At 61.0% G+C, this 16,937-nt stretch carries 16 protein-coding genes; 8 read left to right on the top strand and 8 right to left on the bottom strand.

Annotated elements, in window-relative coordinates; all coding sequences use genetic code 11:
- Window positions 1-231 precede the first annotated feature (231 nt).
- The 5 genes from H0Z09_RS02675 to yccS all read left to right on the top strand — a co-directional run bounded on the left by H0Z09_RS02675 (window position 232) and on the right by yccS (window position 7,753).
- Window positions 232-1,080, top strand: a complete 849-nt coding sequence (locus H0Z09_RS02675; protein ID WP_076953215.1) for an alpha/beta hydrolase — start codon at window positions 232-234, stop codon at window positions 1,078-1,080.
- 37 nt (window positions 1,081-1,117) lie between these two features.
- A complete protein-coding gene (gene mdtD / locus H0Z09_RS02670) occupies window positions 1,118-2,545 on the top strand; it encodes a multidrug transporter subunit MdtD (RefSeq protein WP_186686969.1) in 1,428 nt (475 codons plus the stop codon).
- Between the two features lie 130 nt (window positions 2,546-2,675).
- Window positions 2,676-4,013, top strand: coding sequence for an ATP-dependent RNA helicase DbpA (gene dbpA, locus H0Z09_RS02665; RefSeq protein WP_231999012.1), 1,338 nt, complete (start codon window positions 2,676-2,678; stop codon window positions 4,011-4,013).
- Between the two features lie 157 nt (window positions 4,014-4,170).
- Window positions 4,171-5,349, top strand: coding sequence for an aminoacetone oxidase family FAD-binding enzyme (locus H0Z09_RS02660; RefSeq protein WP_186686967.1), 1,179 nt, complete (start codon window positions 4,171-4,173; stop codon window positions 5,347-5,349).
- 220 nt (window positions 5,350-5,569) lie between these two features.
- Complete coding sequence (gene yccS, locus H0Z09_RS02655; RefSeq protein ID WP_076953211.1) at window positions 5,570-7,753, top strand: YccS family putative transporter; 2,184 nt, start codon at window positions 5,570-5,572, stop codon at window positions 7,751-7,753.
- Between the two features lie 90 nt (window positions 7,754-7,843).
- Here the strand turns inward: yccS and H0Z09_RS02650 are convergent, their stop codons facing one another.
- Window positions 7,844-8,581: a transporter substrate-binding domain-containing protein gene (locus tag H0Z09_RS02650; protein WP_186686965.1), complete on the bottom strand. Its 738-nt coding sequence runs from the start codon at window positions 8,579-8,581 to the stop codon at window positions 7,844-7,846.
- Window positions 8,582-8,769: 188 nt separating this feature from the next.
- Here H0Z09_RS02650 and H0Z09_RS02645 point away from each other — a divergent pair, with 188 nt between their 5' ends.
- A complete protein-coding gene (locus H0Z09_RS02645; protein WP_076953209.1) occupies window positions 8,770-9,222 on the top strand; it encodes a GNAT family N-acetyltransferase in 453 nt (150 codons plus the stop codon).
- A gap of 107 nt (window positions 9,223-9,329) precedes the next feature.
- Here H0Z09_RS02645 and H0Z09_RS02640 read toward each other — a convergent pair whose 3' ends face one another.
- From H0Z09_RS02640 to H0Z09_RS02630, 3 genes are read right to left on the bottom strand one after another with little or no spacing between them, the layout of a single operon-like run.
- Window positions 9,330-9,626 (bottom strand): winged helix-turn-helix domain-containing protein, encoded by a 297-nt coding sequence (locus tag H0Z09_RS02640; protein ID WP_076953208.1) that lies wholly within the window; start codon window positions 9,624-9,626, stop codon window positions 9,330-9,332.
- A 19-nt stretch (window positions 9,627-9,645) separates the two neighbouring features.
- Complete coding sequence (locus tag H0Z09_RS02635) at window positions 9,646-10,146, bottom strand: M48 family metallopeptidase (protein ID WP_076953207.1); 501 nt, start codon at window positions 10,144-10,146, stop codon at window positions 9,646-9,648.
- Window positions 10,147-10,188: 42 nt separating this feature from the next.
- Window positions 10,189-12,294 carry an EAL domain-containing protein gene (locus tag H0Z09_RS02630; protein WP_186686964.1) on the bottom strand — a complete coding sequence of 702 codons (2,106 nt, stop codon included), beginning with the start codon at window positions 12,292-12,294 and terminating at the stop codon, window positions 10,189-10,191.
- 312 nt (window positions 12,295-12,606) lie between these two features.
- On the opposite strand from H0Z09_RS02630, the gene H0Z09_RS02625 reads away from it, so the two are divergent.
- Window positions 12,607-13,272, top strand: coding sequence for a polysaccharide lyase family 7 protein (locus tag H0Z09_RS02625; protein WP_186686962.1), 666 nt, complete (start codon window positions 12,607-12,609; stop codon window positions 13,270-13,272).
- An 85-nt stretch (window positions 13,273-13,357) separates the two neighbouring features.
- Here H0Z09_RS02625 and H0Z09_RS02620 read toward each other — a convergent pair whose 3' ends face one another.
- Window positions 13,358-13,783 (bottom strand): hypothetical protein, encoded by a 426-nt coding sequence (locus H0Z09_RS02620; RefSeq protein ID WP_186686960.1) that lies wholly within the window; start codon window positions 13,781-13,783, stop codon window positions 13,358-13,360.
- Window positions 13,784-14,603: 820 nt separating this feature from the next.
- On the opposite strand from H0Z09_RS02620, the gene H0Z09_RS02615 reads away from it, so the two are divergent.
- Complete coding sequence (locus tag H0Z09_RS02615; RefSeq protein ID WP_186686958.1) at window positions 14,604-14,897, top strand: fructose-bisphosphate aldolase; 294 nt, start codon at window positions 14,604-14,606, stop codon at window positions 14,895-14,897.
- Between the two features lie 60 nt (window positions 14,898-14,957).
- Here H0Z09_RS02615 and fba read toward each other — a convergent pair whose 3' ends face one another.
- The 3 genes from fba to H0Z09_RS02600 all read right to left on the bottom strand — a co-directional run bounded on the left by fba (window position 14,958) and on the right by H0Z09_RS02600 (window position 16,913).
- A complete protein-coding gene (gene fba / locus H0Z09_RS02610) occupies window positions 14,958-16,022 on the bottom strand; it encodes a class II fructose-bisphosphate aldolase (RefSeq protein ID WP_076953202.1) in 1,065 nt (354 codons plus the stop codon).
- Window positions 16,023-16,292: 270 nt separating this feature from the next.
- Complete coding sequence (locus H0Z09_RS02605) at window positions 16,293-16,625, bottom strand: MliC family protein (RefSeq protein ID WP_186686956.1); 333 nt, start codon at window positions 16,623-16,625, stop codon at window positions 16,293-16,295.
- A gap of 60 nt (window positions 16,626-16,685) precedes the next feature.
- Window positions 16,686-16,913 carry a hypothetical protein gene (locus H0Z09_RS02600; protein WP_076953199.1) on the bottom strand — a complete coding sequence of 76 codons (228 nt, stop codon included), beginning with the start codon at window positions 16,911-16,913 and terminating at the stop codon, window positions 16,686-16,688.
- Between the last annotated feature and the right edge of the window lie 24 nt (window positions 16,914-16,937).

Here is a 16,937-nt window from a genome sequence, read left to right as displayed (position 1 = left end):
ATGTTGACTGACCCACCGCTTTCGCGAGCAAGCCCGCTCCCACAGGGGATTGCGCTTAACTGACTGGCATTAGGGCAAGCCCGCTCCCACAGGGGTTCAGTGTTGGTTTCAGACGCCTTGTTTCCCCTCGTCCTACCGCCCATTCCCACCTTGCATACAGCCTGTTGTCGCCCATAAAAAACCTCGCTATAACGGTTAATAGCAGACCGCCAGCCGCTAGGAAGTATCGCGATGAATCAGGGAAGTTTCGTCCTCCACAAGCTGTTCAAGCACTACAACGTCCACGTCGAACAACTCGGTCACGACCCGCAACGCAAAACCGTGCTGATGGTCAACGGTGCGCTGTCCACCACGCGCTCCTTCGCCCGCACCAGCAAATGCCTGGCCGAGCACTTCAATGTGCTGCTGTTCGACTTGCCGTTCTCGGGCTATTCCCGCGAGCACAACGCTGACCTGGACCTGGTGACCAAGGACGACGAGGTACAGATCCTGCGCGCCCTGGTGGAGCGCTTCCAGGTCAACCACCTGGTGTCGGCTTCGTGGGGCGGTATCTCCACGCTGCTGACCCTGGCCCACAACCCGCCCTCCATCGAAAGCTCGGTGGTGATGGCCCTGGCGCCCAACCTCAACCAGGCGATGCTCGACTATGTGGAGCGCGTGCGCGTGCTGATTGAGGCGGATGACAAGTCCGCCGTCGGCCACTTGCTCAATGAGACCGTGGGCAAATACTTGTCGCCCCGGCTCAAGCGCAACAACCATCGGCATTTGTCGAATATGGCCACCACCGAATACCGCCAGGCGCGCTTTCATATCCACCAGGTGCTGGCGCTGGGCGATGGCAATTACCTGCCGGCGCTGCGGCAGATCGAGACACCGGTGCACTTCCTCAACGGCGCCCTGGACGAGTACACCCCCGCCGCCGACGCGCAACTGTTCAAGCACTACGTAGGCCGCAGCAGCTTTGCCGTGGCTGAACATACGGGCCACTTGCTTGACCTCGAATCCAGCGAAGCCGCCGTGGCGGTACACCGCGAACTGCTGGATTTCCTGGTGGGAAAAGGCGCGACGAATGACGCATAATCGCCAACACATAGGCTGCTAACAAATAGGTTTTTCCATGCCGAACCGCGTCCCGCTCGATGCCAAGACCGCCCGCTGGCTCCCCTGGGTGGTCGCGATTGCCTTCTTCATGCAGTCGCTGGACGGGACGATCCTGAACACGGCACTGCCCGCCATGGCCCGGGACCTTGCGGAAAACCCGCTGCGCATGCAAGGGGTGGTGATCGCCTACATGCTCACTGTTGCGCTGCTGATCCCGGCCTCGGGCTGGATCGCCGACCGTTTCGGCACCAAGAAAATCTTCTTTGGCGCAATCATGCTGTTCAGCATTGGCTCGCTGCTGTGCGCGTTGTCCAGCAGCTTGAGCATGCTGGTGGGCGCACGGGTGGTCCAGGGCCTGGGTGGCGCGCTGATGCTGCCGGTCGGGCGGCTGGTGGTGTTACGCGCGTATCCCCGTTCCGAACTGGTGCGCATCATGGGTTTCATCACCATCCCCGGCCTGCTCGGCCCGTTGCTTGGCCCGACGATGGGCGGCTGGATGGTGCAATACCTGACCTGGCACTGGATCTTCCTGATCAACCTGCCGGTGGGCATGATCGGCTGCTACGCCGTGTGGAAATTCATCCCCGACCTGCGCGGCAGCGAGCGCACACGCTTTGACGGGGTCGGCTTCCTGCTGTTCGGCGCGGCGATGGTGCTGATCACCATCGCCATGGAAGGCCTGGGCGAACTGCATCTGCCGCACCTGCGGGTGATGTTGCTGCTGTTCGGCGGGCTGGCGTGCCTGGCGGCGTATTGGTTGCGCGCCGGGCATATCGACCATGCGTTGTTCTCGCCGGTGCTGTTCAAGACACGCACCTTTGCGGTCGGCATCCTGGGCAACCTGTTTGCGCGACTGGGCAGCGGTGCCCTGCCGTTCCTGGTGCCGCTGCTGTTGCAGGTGGCGCTGGGCTATTCGCCGTCGCAAGCCGGGATGAGCATGCTGCCCCTGGCGGCGGCGGCGATGGTGGCCAAGTCCGTCGCGCGGCCGCTGATCGAACGCCTCGGCTACCGCGTCGTGCTGACCGGCAACACCCTGGCGCTGGGCCTGATGCTGGCGAGCATGGGGCTGGTCACGGAACAGACGCCCTACCCGCTGCTATTGGGCATGCTGGCGGTGCTGGGGGCGATCAACTCGCTGCAATTTACAGCGATGAACACCGTCACCCTGATCGACCTCGACGACGCCCAGGCCAGCAGCGGCAACAGCTTGCTCTCGGTGGTGGCGCAGTTGTCGCTGAGCCTCGGCGTGGCGTGCGCCGGTGCTCTGCTCGGTGGGTTTACCGCTGAAGCAGGCAACGATGGGGTGGAAAGCGTGCTCGGCGCGTTCCAACTGACCTTTCTCACCGTGGGCATCATGGCGATGCTGGCGGCGGCGATCTTCCTGCAACTGTCGCCAAAAGACGGTAAACGCGTGGTCAACCCAGACCAGCATATCGAGCACTGACAGGCTTCTCGTCTAGAACTTGCAGGGAAATTCCCACGGGACTGGTACACTGCGCGACATTTTGTTTTGCAGAGCCAGTCCCGTGACTACCATCGCCACCGCTTTTAATACTTTGCCCCTGTCCGCCGCCATGCTGGCTAACCTCGACTCGCTGGGTTATGTCGAGATGACGCAGATCCAGGCGCAAAGCTTGCCGGTGATCCTCAAGGGGCTGGACCTGATTGCCCAGGCCAAGACCGGCAGCGGCAAGACCGCCGCGTTCGGCATCGGCCTGTTGAACCCGATCAACCCGCGCTACTTCGGCTGCCAGGCGCTGGTGATGTGCCCGACGCGCGAGCTGGCCGACCAGGTCGCCAAGGAAATCCGCCGCCTGGCCCGAGCCGAAGACAACATCAAGGTGCTGACCCTGTGCGGCGGCGTCTCCCTCGGCCCGCAGATCGCATCCCTGGAACATGGCGCCCATGTGATCGTCGGCACGCCGGGTCGTATCCAGCAGCACCTGCGCAAGGGTTCGCTGGTACTGGACGGCTTGAACACGCTGATCCTCGACGAAGCCGACCGCATGCTCGACATGGGCTTCTACGACGCCATCGAAGACATCATCAGCAAGACCCCGCCGCGCCGCCAGACCCTGCTGTTTTCGGCCACCTACCCGGTGAGCATCAAGCAGCTGGCCTCCAAGTTCATGCGCGCGCCGCAACAGGTGAAAGCCGAGGCGTTCCACTCCGACGATCAGATCGAGCAGCGTTTCTACGAGATCTCGCCGGAAGAACGCATGGACGCCGTGACCAAGGTACTGGCGCACTTCCGCCCGGCGTCATGCGTGGCGTTCTGCTTTACCAAGCAGCAAGTGCAGGAAACCGTCGATCACCTGACATCCAAAGGCATTTCCGCCGTCGGCCTGCATGGCGACCTGGAACAGCGTGACCGTGACCAGGTGCTGGCGATGTTCGCCAACCGCAGTACCTCGGTGCTGGTTGCGACCGACGTCGCCGCCCGTGGCCTGGACATCGACTCGCTGGACATGGTGATCAACGTCGAACTGGCCCGCGATTCCGAGATTCACATCCACCGCGTCGGCCGTACCGGTCGTGCCGGTGAGACCGGCATCGCCATCAGCCTGGTGGCCCCGTCCGAAGCGCACCGTGCCCAGGCCATCGAGCAACTGCAGAAGTCGCCGCTGAACTGGGACCAGTTGGACAACCTCAAGCCGCAAAGCGGCGGTCCGTTGTTGCCGCAGATGAGCACCCTGTGTATCGCCGCCGGCCGCAAGGACAAGGTTCGTCCAGGCGACATTCTTGGCGCATTGACCGGTGACGCCGGCATTCCGGGTGCCCAGGTGGGCAAGATCGCGATCTTTGATTTCCAGGCCTTCGTGGCCGTGGAGCGCGGGATCGCCAAGCAGGCGCTGCAGCGTTTGAACGACGGCAAGATCAAGGGCCGCTCGTTGCGCGTGCGGATCCTGTAAATATCTCCGATTCAATGGAGATCACATGTGGGAGCGGGCTTGCTCGCGAATGCGGTGTGTCAGTCGCCGAATAAGTTGACTGATCCACCGCTTTCGCGAGCAAGCCAGCTCCCACATTTGATTGCATTTCAGATCGATATTTTGTGAGGACATTGCTGTGCGCTCGACCGAAGTTGTGATCATTGGCGCCGGCGCCGCAGGCTTGATGTGCGCACTGACCGCCGCCGGGCGTGGGCGCAAGGTGATGTTGATCGACCACGCGAACAAGGCCGGCAAAAAGATCCTGATGTCCGGCGGTGGCCGCTGCAATTTCACCAATATGTACACCGAACCTGCCAACTTTCTCTCGCACAACGCGCACTTCTGCAAATCCGCCCTGGCCCGCTATACCCAGTGGGACTTTATCGGGCTGGTGGCCAAGCACGGCGTGCCGTACCACGAGAAGAAAATCGGCCAGCTGTTCTGCGACAACAAGTCCAGCGACATCCTCGGCCTGTTGCTCGACGAGTGCATCCAGACCGGCGTGCAGATGCACCTGGACACCTCGGTCCAGGCGATTGCCAAACTCGACGGCGGCTACCAGTTGCAGACCACCTTGGGTGAGCTGCGCTGCGAGTCCCTGGTGATCGCCACCGGCGGCTTGTCGATTCCAACCCTGGGCGCGACCGGTTTTGGCTATCAAGTGGCCAAGCAGTTCGGCCATGAACTGCTGCCGACCCGCGCCGGGCTGGTGCCGTTTACCATCACCGATCAACTCAAGGACCTGTGCGGCGAGCTGTCGGGGACTTCTGTGGATTGCCTGGTCAGCTGCAACGGCCAGAGCTTTCGCGAGAACATCCTGTTTACCCATCGCGGCCTGAGCGGGCCGGCGATTCTGCAGATTTCCTCGTACTGGGAATCCGGCGACACGGTGGCGATCAACCTGCTGCCCGACCACGACGCCCACGCCTGGTTGCAACAGCAACAGGCCGAACGTCCCAACAGCGAGCTGAAGACCCTGCTCGGGGAGATCTTCACCAAGAAGATGGCCAACCTGCTGGCGGACACCTGGTTCGCGTCCAAGCCGATGAAGCAATACACCCATGCCGAAATCGCCGATATCGCCGCCAAGCTCGGCAACTGGCAACTGGTGCCGGCGGGTACCGAGGGCTATCGCACGGCGGAGGTGACGCTGGGTGGAGTGGACACGCGGGAAGTGTCGTCCAAGACCATGGAATCGCTGAAAAGCCCTGGCCTGTACTTTATTGGTGAAGTGCTGGATGTGACCGGTCATTTGGGCGGGTTCAACTTCCAGTGGGCGTGGGCTTCGGGCTACGCGGCCGCGCAGTTTGCCTGACGAAACCGAATCAAAACTGTGGGAGCGGGCTTGCTCGCGAATGCAGTGTGTCAGTCACCGGATAAGCCGGCTGACCCACCGCTTTCGCGAGCAAGCCCGCTCCCACATTTGTTTTGTGGTGTGTCAGGGACTTTTTTGCGCAACGATGTGATCACCACACTTGCCGTGGCGTCCTTGATAGCTCAATTTAGCGGCATCGCTCCGGAAGACTCCTGCCTTCATGTCATCGACCTCGTTCAAGCAGTCCCTGCGGCGCCTGTGGGCACTGGATAAATTCAGCTACAGCATTCGGGTGTTCATCGCCCTGACCGGCAGCATGGTGCTGTGCTGGTATCAGGATGAAATGACCCTGCTGATCCCGCTGTTCCTGGGGATTATCGCCAGCGCCCTGGCCGAGACCGATGACAGCTGGCAAGGCCGCCTCAACGCCCTGGCGGTGACGCTGGTGTGTTTCAGCATTGCCGCGCTGTCGGTGGAGCTGCTGTTCCCCTATCCCTGGATCTTCGCGATTTCCCTGGCCCTGGCCACCTTCTGCCTGACCATGCTCGGCGCCTTGGGCGAACGTTATGGCGCGATTGCGTCGGCGACGCTGATCCTGTCGGTTTACACCATGATCGGCGTGGACCAGCGTGGTGGCGCCGTCTCCGACTTCTGGCATGAACCGTTGCTGCTGGTAGCCGGCGCCGCCTGGTACGGCGCGCTGTCGGTGCTGTGGCAGGCGCTGTTTTCCAACCAGCCGGTGCAGCAGAGCCTGGCGCGGTTGTTTCGCGAGTTGGGGCGTTATCTCAAGCTCAAGTCTTCCCTGTTTGAACCGATCCGCCAGTTGGACGTGGAAGCACGCCGCCTGGAACTGGCCCAGCAGAATGGCCGCGTGGTGGCGGCGCTCAACGCGGCGAAGGAAATCATCCTGCATCGCGTGGGCAATGGGCGGCCGGGCTCGAAAGTCAGCCGCTACCTGAAGCTGTACTTCCTCGCCCAGGACATTCACGAACGTGCCAGTTCGTCCCACTACCCCTACAACGCCCTCGCCGACGCGTTCTTCCACAGCGACGTGCTGTTCCGCTGCCAGCGCCTGCTGCGCCAACAGGGCAAGGCTTGCCAGGCGCTGGGCGAATCGATCCAGCTGCGCCAGCCGTTCATCTATGACGACAGCTTCGCCGAAGCCCTGGGTGACCTCAACGCGTCCCTGGAACACCTGCGCATCCAGAGCAACCCGGCCTGGCGCGGCCTGCTGCGTTCGTTGCGCGCGCTGGCGGCCAACCTGTCCACGCTGGACCGCCTGCTCGGCGACGCGAGTAACCCCGACGCCCTGGCTGACGCCACCGACAGCAACCTGCTGGACCGCGCCCCGCGTAACCTCAAGGAAATGTGGACGCGCCTGCGCACCCAAATGACGCCGACGTCGTTGCTGTTTCGCCACGCCTTGCGCCTGTCGCTGGCGTTGACCGTCGGCTACGGCATGCTGCACGCGATCCATGCGTCCCAGGGCTACTGGATCATTCTCACCACGCTGTTCGTGTGCCAGCCCAACTACGGCGCCACGCGGCGCAAGCTTGGCCAGCGGATCATCGGCACTGCCATCGGCCTCACCGTGGCCTGGGCGCTGTTCGACCTGTTTCCAAGCCCGCTGGTGCAGTCGATGTTCGCCATCGCCGCCGGGCTGGTGTTCTTTATCAACCGCACCACCCGCTATACCCTGGCCACCGCCGCCATCACCTTGATGGTGCTGTTCTGCTTCAACCAGGTGGGCGATGGCTACGGGCTGTTCCTGCCACGGCTGTTCGATACCTTGCTGGGCAGCCTGATCGCGGGCCTGGCGGTGTTCCTGTTCCTGCCCGACTGGCAGGGTCGACGGCTGAACAAAGTGCTGGCCAACACCCTGACCTGCAACAGCATCTACCTGCGCCAGATCATGCAGCAATACGCCGCCGGCAAGCGCGACGACCTGGCCTATCGCCTGGCGCGGCGCAACGCGCACAACGCCGATGCGGCGCTGTCGACGACCCTGGCGAACATGCTGATGGAACCGGGGCACTTCCGTAAGGAGGCGGACGTGGGCTTCCGCTTCCTGGTGTTGTCGCACACTTTGCTCAGCTATTTGTCAGGGCTCGGTGCACACCGCGAAACCCAGTTGCCGGCCGAAGTGCGCGAGCACCTGATCGAAGGCGCGGGTAATTCCCTGGCGGCGAGCATCGATGAAATCGCCACGGGGTTGGCCAATAAACAGCCGATTGCGATCCAGAGCGATGCCGAGGAAGCGCTGGCGGCGGATCTGGAGCAGATGCCGGATGAAATCGACGAAGGGCAGCGGCTGGTGCAGACGCAGTTGGCGTTGATTTGTCGGCAATTGGGGCCGTTGCGCACGCTGGCGGCGCATTTGATCAAAGATACCAGTGCGACCTGAATCGCTATCGCAGGCAAGCCAGCTCCCACTTGATTGTGTACTCAGTCAAATGTGGGAGCTGGCTTGCCTGCGATGAGGTCCGCAAGGACACTACATCCCATGCTGCTTCATCAACCGCGCATAACTGCCGTCCGCCTTCATTTTGGCAATCTCTCGGTCAAACCCGGCAACGATCCGCGCATGCTCGGGGTGCTTGAGGCTGACCAGGATATGCAGGCTGTTTTCGCTCAGCGGCGTGGGCAGGAATTCCACCGCATCGCGCACCCGCGCGGACTCGCGTGACAGGTAGTAACGCGCCACATATTCATCCTCCACCGTCAGCCGCACCCGCTGCGCCGCCAGCATGCGCACGGCCATGGCGAAGTTGTGCACAGGAATTTTCTGCAACTGCGCATCGCCATCAAACGCCGCCGAATAGGCATACCCGCGTACCACGGCGATCGGGTAGTCGTGCAGTTGCTCAAGGTTGTGGAACTGGAGGGGATCGTCGCGACGCTTGATGAAACGCACGCGGTTGAGCAGGTACTCACTGGAGAACTCGCCCAACTGCGTGCGGGCGTTGTCGTACCAGGCATTGACCAGCACGTCATAGCGCCCATCACCCACGCCCATCAGCGCGCGTGCCCAGGGCACCTGCTCGAAGTCACTGGCGTAACCCGCCCGGGCCAGGGCCGTGCTGACGATATCGGTGGCCAGCCCGCCGTTGATCAAGGTGGCATCGGTAAAGGGCGGCCATGCATCCGCTACCAGCCGCAGACGCTGTGCAAAGGCCGGCTGGGCCAGCAGCAACACTCCAATCAAAGCAACGGCACGAGAGAATCGCGGCATGCTCAAGTCCTTGGCAGGCGGGCTCGGGTGGGGCCCGAGGGGCTAACAGTAGCTCAGATTACACAAAGAAACCGGTCACGCAGGCACTCAATGATGGCAAATTGACGCCATTCACAAAAATAGCTCATTTAGACAGCGTTGCCTGCTGCGCTTACTATCGGCAGCAGACATTGACAAGGGAACACGCCATGACGGTTGAATGGGTCTGTAAACATCACGCTGATCTTGGCAAAGAGCAGCTTTACGCCATCCTGCACCTGCGCAACCAGGTCTTTGTTGTCGAGCAGAAATGTGTCTACCAGGACATCGACGGGCAGGACCTGTCGGGCGATACCCACCACCTGATGGCCTGGCAGGATGACGCGCTGGTGGCCTACCTGCGCCTGCTGGATCCGGAAACCCAGGGCGGCGATGTGGTGATCGGGCGGGTGATCGTGGCACCGGTGGCGCGCGGCACCGGGCTGGGGCATCGGATGATGGAGGAGACGCTCAAGCAGATTGAAGAGATCTGGCCGGATACGCCGATATTCCTGTCGGCCCAGGCGCATTTGCAGGGGTATTACGGGCGGTATGGGTTTGTGGTGGCGGGTGAGGAATACTTGGAGGACGACATTCCACATATCGGTATGCGGCGTATTTGAGGGCCTCTTCGCAGGCAAGCCAGCTCCCACATTGGATCGGGTTCACACGGTCAAAATGTGGGAGCCGGGCTTGCCCGCGATAGCGCCGGATCAGTCACCACCTGACCTCAGGGATAGCCAAGCACCTGCTTGATCTGCCCGAGGTTCACCTCGATCCACCGCCGATCAATCGCCCCCCAATCGCGAATCCGATAATGCCCCGCATGGTTGCGGGCGCCATCCTCCTGCTCGAACTCACACACGATATCCAAATCAGCCAACGCCGCAATCGTATCCTGCGCCGTGCGCCGGGGCATGCCCGTGGCGTCGGTGAGTGCAGGCACACTGCTGGCCTGGCCGCTGTCGATCAGGTACGCCACGTACAGGCGGCGATAGAAGCTGCTCTTGGTCTTGCTCACATCCATGGTCGGTCGCCTTGTGCGGTCAGGGCTTGCCCTGCAGGTCGCGATAAGTGAGGTACACACGCAGGTCGAATTCCACCTGGTGGTAGCCCGGCATCATGTGCTCACAGAGTTTGTAGAACGCCTTGTTGTGGTCCGATTCCTTGAAATGCGCCAGTTCGTGTACCACGATCATGCGCAGGAACTGCGGCGCGGCTTCCTTGAACAGCGCAGCGATGCGAATCTCTTTCTTGGATTTCAGGTTGCCGCCCTGTACCCGCGAAATCGTGGTGTGCAGGCCGAGGGCGCGATGAGTCAGGTCCAGGCGGTTATCGAACAGCACTTTGTCGATGGCCGGCGCATTGCGCAGGTGTTCCTGCTTCAAGGCCAGCGCGTAGGCATACAGGGCCTTGTCACTCTGCACGGCGTGGCGTTCGGGGTAACGTTGCTCAAGGTAAGCACCCAACTGGTCCTTGGCGATCAGTTGGCGTACCTGCTCTTGGAGGGCTGCGGGATAGGCCTGGAGATACTTCAGCGCGGTCATGGGGTCTGCAACAAGGTTCGGATGGGCGCCAGTGTAGCGAATTCAGCGCAGTCGGGCGCGCGACCAGTCGGCCACCTCATCGGCCATCAATGGTTGCGCCGCCAACGGGCCTTGCATAAACGCGCAACCATTGGCCTTGAGCCATTGCGCTTGCTCCTGGGTTTGCACGCCCTCAGCCACCACCGCCACGTCAAAATGCCCGCACAGCTCGATAATGCTGCGCGCCATGACCGCGTCCCGCGTAGAGCCTGGCAGGCGCGCGACCAACTGCGGGTCGAGCTTGAGGGTGTCGAAGGCCAGGTCACGCAGATGCGCCAGGGAACAGTGGCCCAGGCCGAAATCGTCGAGGGCGGTACGCACGCCGAGTTGACGCAACAACTTGAGCTGCTTGGTCGATTCCTCGAGGTTGTTCATCAAACTTTCTTCGCTGATTTCCACCTCCAACTGGCGCCCTTGCAGCCCATGTCGTTCGAGTACCTGCTGCAGTTGGTTCGCCAGGTTGGGCATACAGAACTGGTTGCTGCTCAAGCTCATGCTCAACACCAGCTCGTCATCGAACATGGCTTGCCAGGCCTGGCGCTGGGCAGCGACCTGCTGGTAGATCCAGGTGCTCAGTTGGCTGATCAGGCGGGCCTCTTCCAGCAAGGGCAGAAACAACCCCGGCGGCACATCGCCAACACTGGGATGCTGCCAGCGCAACAAGGCTTCGACGCCGCGCAGACGCCCGTCGTCCAGCGAGACCTGGGGCTGGAACACCAAGGTGAAGTCCTTGTCCTGTATCGCCGTGCGTACGCTGTCTTCGAGCATCAGGCGTGAACGGGCGCGGCCGTTCATTTCCTGGTCGTAATAGCGATATTGCTGACGGCCCGCACGCTTGGCTTCGTACATGGCGATGTCGGCCGCGCGCAGCAGGCCATTCAGATCCGCGCCGCAATCCGGAAAGGTGGCGATGCCGATGCTGACGCCGAGCATTACATCCAGGCCATCCACCTGTTGGCAGATCGACACCCGTTCGATCAGTTTTTCCGCAATCTTCGCCGCCTGCTCAGGAAACTCCAGCTCCAGCAGCGCGGTAAATTCATCGCCACCCATGCGGCCGAGTATGTCGTAGGAGCGCAGGCACCCCTGCAATTGCTCCGACACCCAGCGCAGTACCCGGTCGCCGGCGTCATGGCCCAGGGAATCGTTGACCCGCTTGAAGCCGTCCAGGTCCAGGTACAGCAACACCAGGGACTGCTCGGCCCGCTCGCTGCGCAGCAAGCTGTTCTCCACCGCCTGGTGAAAACCGCGCCGGTTCAGCAGCCCGGTCAGGGGGTCCGTGACCGCCTGGAACTCCAACTGCTGATGCAGGTGGCGCACCTCGGACATGTCCAGCACCGTCACCACCATGGCCCTTTGCTCGGCGGGCAGCGGCGCGCAGGACAACGCCACCGGCACCTGCTGGCCACGGCGGGTGCGCAGGATCGCATCATGCAGGCGCCAGGTTTCACCCTTGCGGTAACTGGCGTACATCTGCGACTCCAGCCAGGCCGGCACATGGGGCTTCTGCAGGAAACTCAGGAATTGCTGGCGCTGCAACTCGTCCACGGTGGCATTGAGCAACCGTGAAATCGCCGGGTTGGCGTACTCGATCACGCCTGCATCGCTGACCACCAGGATGCCTTCGGAAGCGTTGTCGAGCACCGAGGCATTGAAGGCCCGGGCCGACTCCAGGTCATGGCTCAAGCGCTGCAAAGCCCGGCGATTGCGCTGGTGCTCCAGCAGCGCTTCGATCTTGGGCTTGAGAATCTGCGGGTCGAAAGGCTTTAGCAGGTAATCGATGGCGCCACTGGCATAACCTTCCAGCACGGCGGCCGGCGACTGGGCGTCGGCGCTGAGAAAGATGATCGGCGTCATCCGCGTGCGCTGGCTGCCCCGCATGAAGCGCGCGACTTCAAAGCCGTCCATGCCGGGCATCATCACATCCAGCAGCACCAGGTCGACTTCGTGCACCAGCAATAATTCGAGCGCTTCCAGGCCTGAGCCTGCGGTGATGACCTGCCAATCTTCGCGCTGTAAAAGCGCGCGCATGCTGATGAGGTTTTCCGGGTAGTCATCGACCACCAAAAGAACCGAATCGCCATCGCCGTGGTGTGGAGCGCATTCCATGCTACGTCTCTTCCTTAAGGAGCTGCTCCGGTCACTTCTAGGGTAAAACCCGGACAAACACTGAGGCCTCACTCTAGCCCCGGCATCAAAAAATCAGAAGTAACCTCAGTGCCATCATTGCGCCAATTTTCAGGAAGCCGACTAACGGTCAGTGCCTGAAGCCCACGGATACTGGGAAACATGGCTTTTTGACACTTCGCTGACGCCAATAAATTGCCAGCCGACGTTTAACAATCTGGTTAACACCACCTATAAAGAACCTGTCTGGCCCAACGGCCAATGCCTACACCCCTCTGTAAAAAGGCCTACGCCATGATCGACCTATCCACCTGGAACCTCAGCATTCCCGTCGGCTCCCCGCCCACAACCATCCAAACCCCCAGGCTGATGAGCGGCTTCAAGGACCAATATTTCCAGGCCGAAGGCAGCAACGTGCAATTCTGGACGCCCGTCACCGGCACCCGTACGGAAAACGCCATTTACCCACGCAGTGAACTGCGCGAAACCTATGCCGACGGGCGCCTGCGCAACTGGACCTATCCGGACGCAGACAACTTCCTGCGCGCCACCTTGGCCGTCAATCAGGTGCCGTCCACCGGCAAGATCGTGATCGGGCAGATCCATGCCTATGACAGCCAGAAACCGCTGATCAAGCTCGAATACCAATTCAAGGAAAAGACCCAGACCGGCAACATCGTCGCCAAAGTGCGCATGCGCCCGGATGAAGATGAAAGCCGCGTGATCACCATCGCGTCCAATGTGCCGCTGCAAAAAAGCTTCACCTACGTGATCAACCTGAACAAAGCCGGACTGCTCGCCGTGTACGCCGCCGACAAGGAATGGAACGAGCGCATCGGCGCCGCGTGGGCGTCAAAGCCGCTGTATTTCAAGGCGGGCGTGTATGTGCAGGACAACAGCGGCAACACCAACGAGGGAGCGAAAGTGACGTTTGAGAAGTTGGATATTGATCACGATTAAACGCTGATTGGCTTCAGCGATGTTTCCCACCACGCTTTAAGACAAAGCTTCGACCGGGGTCTCGACTTTCTCGCTCCGTTCGCTCTTACCGACTGCTAAATGGACAATCGGCGACCGAACCGGAAGCCGGTTTGCAAAAGTCATCGCCGTCCCAATTTGGCCCGCCCGGTATAAGGGGCGAAGTGAAGCGTCGAGACATGCGCAAAAAATCAAACTGTCCGGAGCCTTCATAATCACAGGCGACAAAGGGACCGGCCTGACCGGTCCTGATCGCCGCGGAAACGAATGTGAGACGCTTGGGCAAGCCCGTTGTTGCATAGGGGTTCTCTCCGTTCCAGCCGCTGCCCGGCGCGATGGAGATGTAGCTGAAACCCATGTCTTCCTTCTGCTCCACAATCGCGGTAAGGGCGGGGCACATGGTTGGTCCGACAAGGGGTTGTTGGGTACACGCGGTTAATGTCACGAGCGTAAGGCTTGCAAGTACATAACCGGACTTTTCAAAAAGCCTCATGAGTTCACTCTCCGATTGCGTCATGAGCTGCACTGTGAACAACGCAGAGCGATGGCGTAACTGTGAACCCTGACAGGTTGGTAGACGAATTCACGATAGCGGCTATAACGCTCTTCTTTCTCAAGCCCCACGTGACCTCGGTGCTGCTCGGATGAATAAGCCGTAGGCATCGTCCCATGGCCGCGCAGGGATGATTCACCACCGATCAACTGAGCCAGTCGGGCCTGCCCGCGATGTCCATGGATATCGACATATCTTGTAGTGAGCGGGCTTGCCCCGCGCTGGGCTGCGAAGCAGCCCCAACCCAGGCGAACGAGATCTACCTGAAGTTCGACGGTGTCTTTATTGGGGCTGCTTCGCAGCCCAGCGCGGGGCAAGCCCGCTCACTACAAAAGGATTTTTCAGCCGTTGGAAGTTATAGATAGCTAGGCCGCGATGGCGGTGTATCAGCCAATGTAATCAGGTGACTGACCCACCGTCATCGCGGGCAAGCCCGGCTCCCACAGGGGATCTCCTTTGCCTGAGGGGCTGGTGTTCGTCCTACAGGGCCGTTGCGGTGAATCTGGGCGGCGCTTATAGTTCGCCCCGTCGCCGGCAGTGATCGGCGATAGGGTTTCGCAGCCCTACAGAGTTAATTCCGCACCCGTCAAAAACAGCCCAGGCTCCCAGCCGACGGTCGTCTTTGTTATGGCGGCTGTGCGTGGGAGACCTTCGGGTCTGCCGGGTCTTAACTCCTCGGTCTGCGAACCCGCGTACAGCTGCCACCCCATTTGTTTCGCAGCAAACGGTGGCCATTCTTCTTTCGAGTTAAGGATTTGCCATGAACAACCAACTTCCACCCCGCCGCTTTTACCCTTGCACCGAAACCGCTACCGACACCCCCGTGCTTTTGATCGACAGCGCCGCCCCATTGCGGGACCTCCACGCATGCCTGCGCGAACGCCTCAACGCCGCCCTCGAACACCTCAACCTGATGGCCTGCTCCAGCCTGCCGGATTTTGCCGAGCGCGATTTGAATAATGTGGTCAATACGGCGCGCATTCTGGTGCAGGATGTGAGCGATGTGTTTCGGGTGATCGAACATCGTGGTTTTGATACGCCTCACGCCGCCTGATCAAACCCAAGGCAAAAAGAAGCCCGCATCGCTGCGGGCTTCTTTTTAAACGCCGAAAGCTTAATTCACCTTAGCGTTCAACTCACCTTTCAGGTAACGCTGGTACATCGCTTCCAACGAAACCGGCTTGATCTTCGAAGCATTACCGGCAGTCCCGAACGCTTCGTAACGTGCGATGCACACATCACGCATGGCGGTCACGGTGGCGCCGAAGAATTTGCGCGGGTCGAATTCACTCGGGTTGGTCGCCATCAACCGACGCATCGCACCGGTCGAAGCCAAACGCAGGTCGGTATCAATGTTGACCTTGCGCACGCCGTACTTGATGCCTTCGACGATTTCTTCAACCGGCACGCCGTAGGTTTCTTTAATGTCGCCGCCGTACTGGTTGATGATCGCCAGCCACTCTTGTGGGACCGAGGAAGAACCGTGCATCACCAGGTGGGTGTTGGGGATGCGCTTGTGGATTTCCTTGATGCGGTCGATGGCCAGTACGTCGCCGGTTGGGGGCTTGGTGAATTTGTAGGCGCCGTGGCTGGTGCCGATGGCGATGGCCAGGGCGTCGACTTGGGTTTTTTTCACGAAGTCGGCGGCTTCTTCGGGGTCGGTCAGCATTTGGCTGTGATCCAGCACGCCTTCGGCGCCGATGCCGTCTTCTTCGCCGGCCATGCCGGTTTCAAGGGAACCCAGGCAGCCCAGCTCGCCTTCAACCGAGACGCCGCAGGCGTGGGCCATGGCGACGGTTTGTTGGGTGACGCGCACGTTGTAGTCGTAGTCGGTGGGGGTCTTGCCGTCTTCGCCGAGGGAGCCGTCCATCATCACCGAGCTGAAGCCCAGTTGGATGGAACGCTGGCACACGTCAGGGCTGGTGCCGTGGTCCTGGTGCATGCACACCGGGATGTGCGGGAATTCTTCGATGGCGGCGAGGATCAGGTGACGCAGGAACGGGGCGCCGGCGTATTTGCGCGCGCCGGCCGAAGCCTGGACGATCACGGGGGAGTCGGTCTTGTCAGCGGCTTCCATGATGGCGCGCATCTGCTCAAGGTTGTTGACGTTAAAGGCTGGGACGCCGTAGCCGAACTCGGCTGCGTGGTCCAGCATTTGACGCATGCTGATAAGTGCCATTGTGTTGTCTCTCCCGGTCGAGGGTCGTTAATTCGTGCAAGCCTGCCGTAGCGGCGGCTGCTATTCAAGTTATTGCAGGTCAGGGTTTGCGTGCCTGGCTTGCTGAATCGTTATTGCAGTGTCCGGTTCACAACTTATGTCACTTTGGAACCGGTTCTACTGTGGGAGCGGGCTTGCTCGCGAAGGCGCTGTGTCAGTTGACACATGCGTGACAGACCTACCGCATTCGCGAGCAAGCCCGCTCCCACATTTGGATCTACATTGATCTCACTATTGGGCCTTGCAGCCGCGCCCGATCAAATCGTCCGTGGCCACCCAGTAAACCAGGCCTTCCTCGCCTTTTGTGTGAAACGCCAATTGGTCGTTGGCATACAGCACGCCCGAGGCGGCAACGTCCTGTTTGAGGCGGTAAACCTGGTCGGAACCGCCGAGGCGAACCTCCACCTCGGATTTAGCCGGGTTGGCAAAGCGCCAGTTGACCTCGGCCTTGCTGTCGCAGGTCCAGGTGGTCCACTTGTCGGCAGGCTCTGCCTTGTTGAACATGTTCATGCTGCTGCAGCCGGCCAACAAGGCCAGGGCTGCCAGGGCGAAAACGCCTTTCATTGCCAATCCTCACAGGGCGACCCAAGGCCGCCGCTGCTGTCGGTTAGTTGATCAGACCCGTCAAGGGCAACCCTGTTCCTGACCGTTTGGCGCGGAGTCGTATTTCTCCAGCCGTTCGTTGCCGATGCGCTTGTTGATCACCGGCATGGTTTCAGCTTGCCAATCAGCCTGGTAGCAGCTTTTTTCCGGCGCCGGCCCCGGTTTCCCGGGCGCTGGCGCCGCGCTTGGCGTGCTGCCGCAGCCGGCCAACAGGCCCGCTGCGATCACCAGTGCCAACGATTTGATCATGGGAATGCTCCTTTTCCGGATCAC

This window comes from Pseudomonas sp. SWRI18, assembly GCF_014268345.1.
Lineage (GTDB): Bacteria > Pseudomonadota > Gammaproteobacteria > Pseudomonadales > Pseudomonadaceae > Aquipseudomonas > Aquipseudomonas cedrina.
This window is presented reverse-complemented; position numbering and strand designations above follow the sequence as displayed.

Coding starts and splice junctions, on each gene's coding strand:
- H0Z09_RS02675 (WP_076953215.1), top strand. CDS start 232: ATGAATCAGGGAAGTTTCGTCCTCCACAAGCTGTTCAAGCACTACAAC.
- mdtD (WP_186686969.1), top strand. CDS start 1,118: ATGCCGAACCGCGTCCCGCTCGATGCCAAGACCGCCCGCTGGCTCCCC.
- dbpA (WP_231999012.1), top strand. CDS start 2,676: ATGCTGGCTAACCTCGACTCGCTGGGTTATGTCGAGATGACGCAGATC.
- yccS (WP_076953211.1), top strand. CDS start 5,570: ATGTCATCGACCTCGTTCAAGCAGTCCCTGCGGCGCCTGTGGGCACTG.
- H0Z09_RS02650 (WP_186686965.1), bottom strand. CDS start 8,581: ATGCCGCGATTCTCTCGTGCCGTTGCTTTGATTGGAGTGTTGCTGCTG.
- H0Z09_RS02645 (WP_076953209.1), top strand. CDS start 8,770: ATGACGGTTGAATGGGTCTGTAAACATCACGCTGATCTTGGCAAAGAG.
- H0Z09_RS02640 (WP_076953208.1), bottom strand. CDS start 9,626: ATGGATGTGAGCAAGACCAAGAGCAGCTTCTATCGCCGCCTGTACGTG.
- H0Z09_RS02635 (WP_076953207.1), bottom strand. CDS start 10,146: ATGACCGCGCTGAAGTATCTCCAGGCCTATCCCGCAGCCCTCCAAGAG.
- H0Z09_RS02630 (WP_186686964.1), bottom strand. CDS start 12,294: ATGGAATGCGCTCCACACCACGGCGATGGCGATTCGGTTCTTTTGGTG.
- H0Z09_RS02625 (WP_186686962.1), top strand. CDS start 12,607: ATGATCGACCTATCCACCTGGAACCTCAGCATTCCCGTCGGCTCCCCG.
- H0Z09_RS02620 (WP_186686960.1), bottom strand. CDS start 13,783: ATGAGGCTTTTTGAAAAGTCCGGTTATGTACTTGCAAGCCTTACGCTC.
- H0Z09_RS02615 (WP_186686958.1), top strand. CDS start 14,604: ATGAACAACCAACTTCCACCCCGCCGCTTTTACCCTTGCACCGAAACC.
- fba (WP_076953202.1), bottom strand. CDS start 16,022: ATGGCACTTATCAGCATGCGTCAAATGCTGGACCACGCAGCCGAGTTC.
- H0Z09_RS02605 (WP_186686956.1), bottom strand. CDS start 16,625: ATGAAAGGCGTTTTCGCCCTGGCAGCCCTGGCCTTGTTGGCCGGCTGC.
- H0Z09_RS02600 (WP_076953199.1), bottom strand. CDS start 16,913: ATGATCAAATCGTTGGCACTGGTGATCGCAGCGGGCCTGTTGGCCGGC.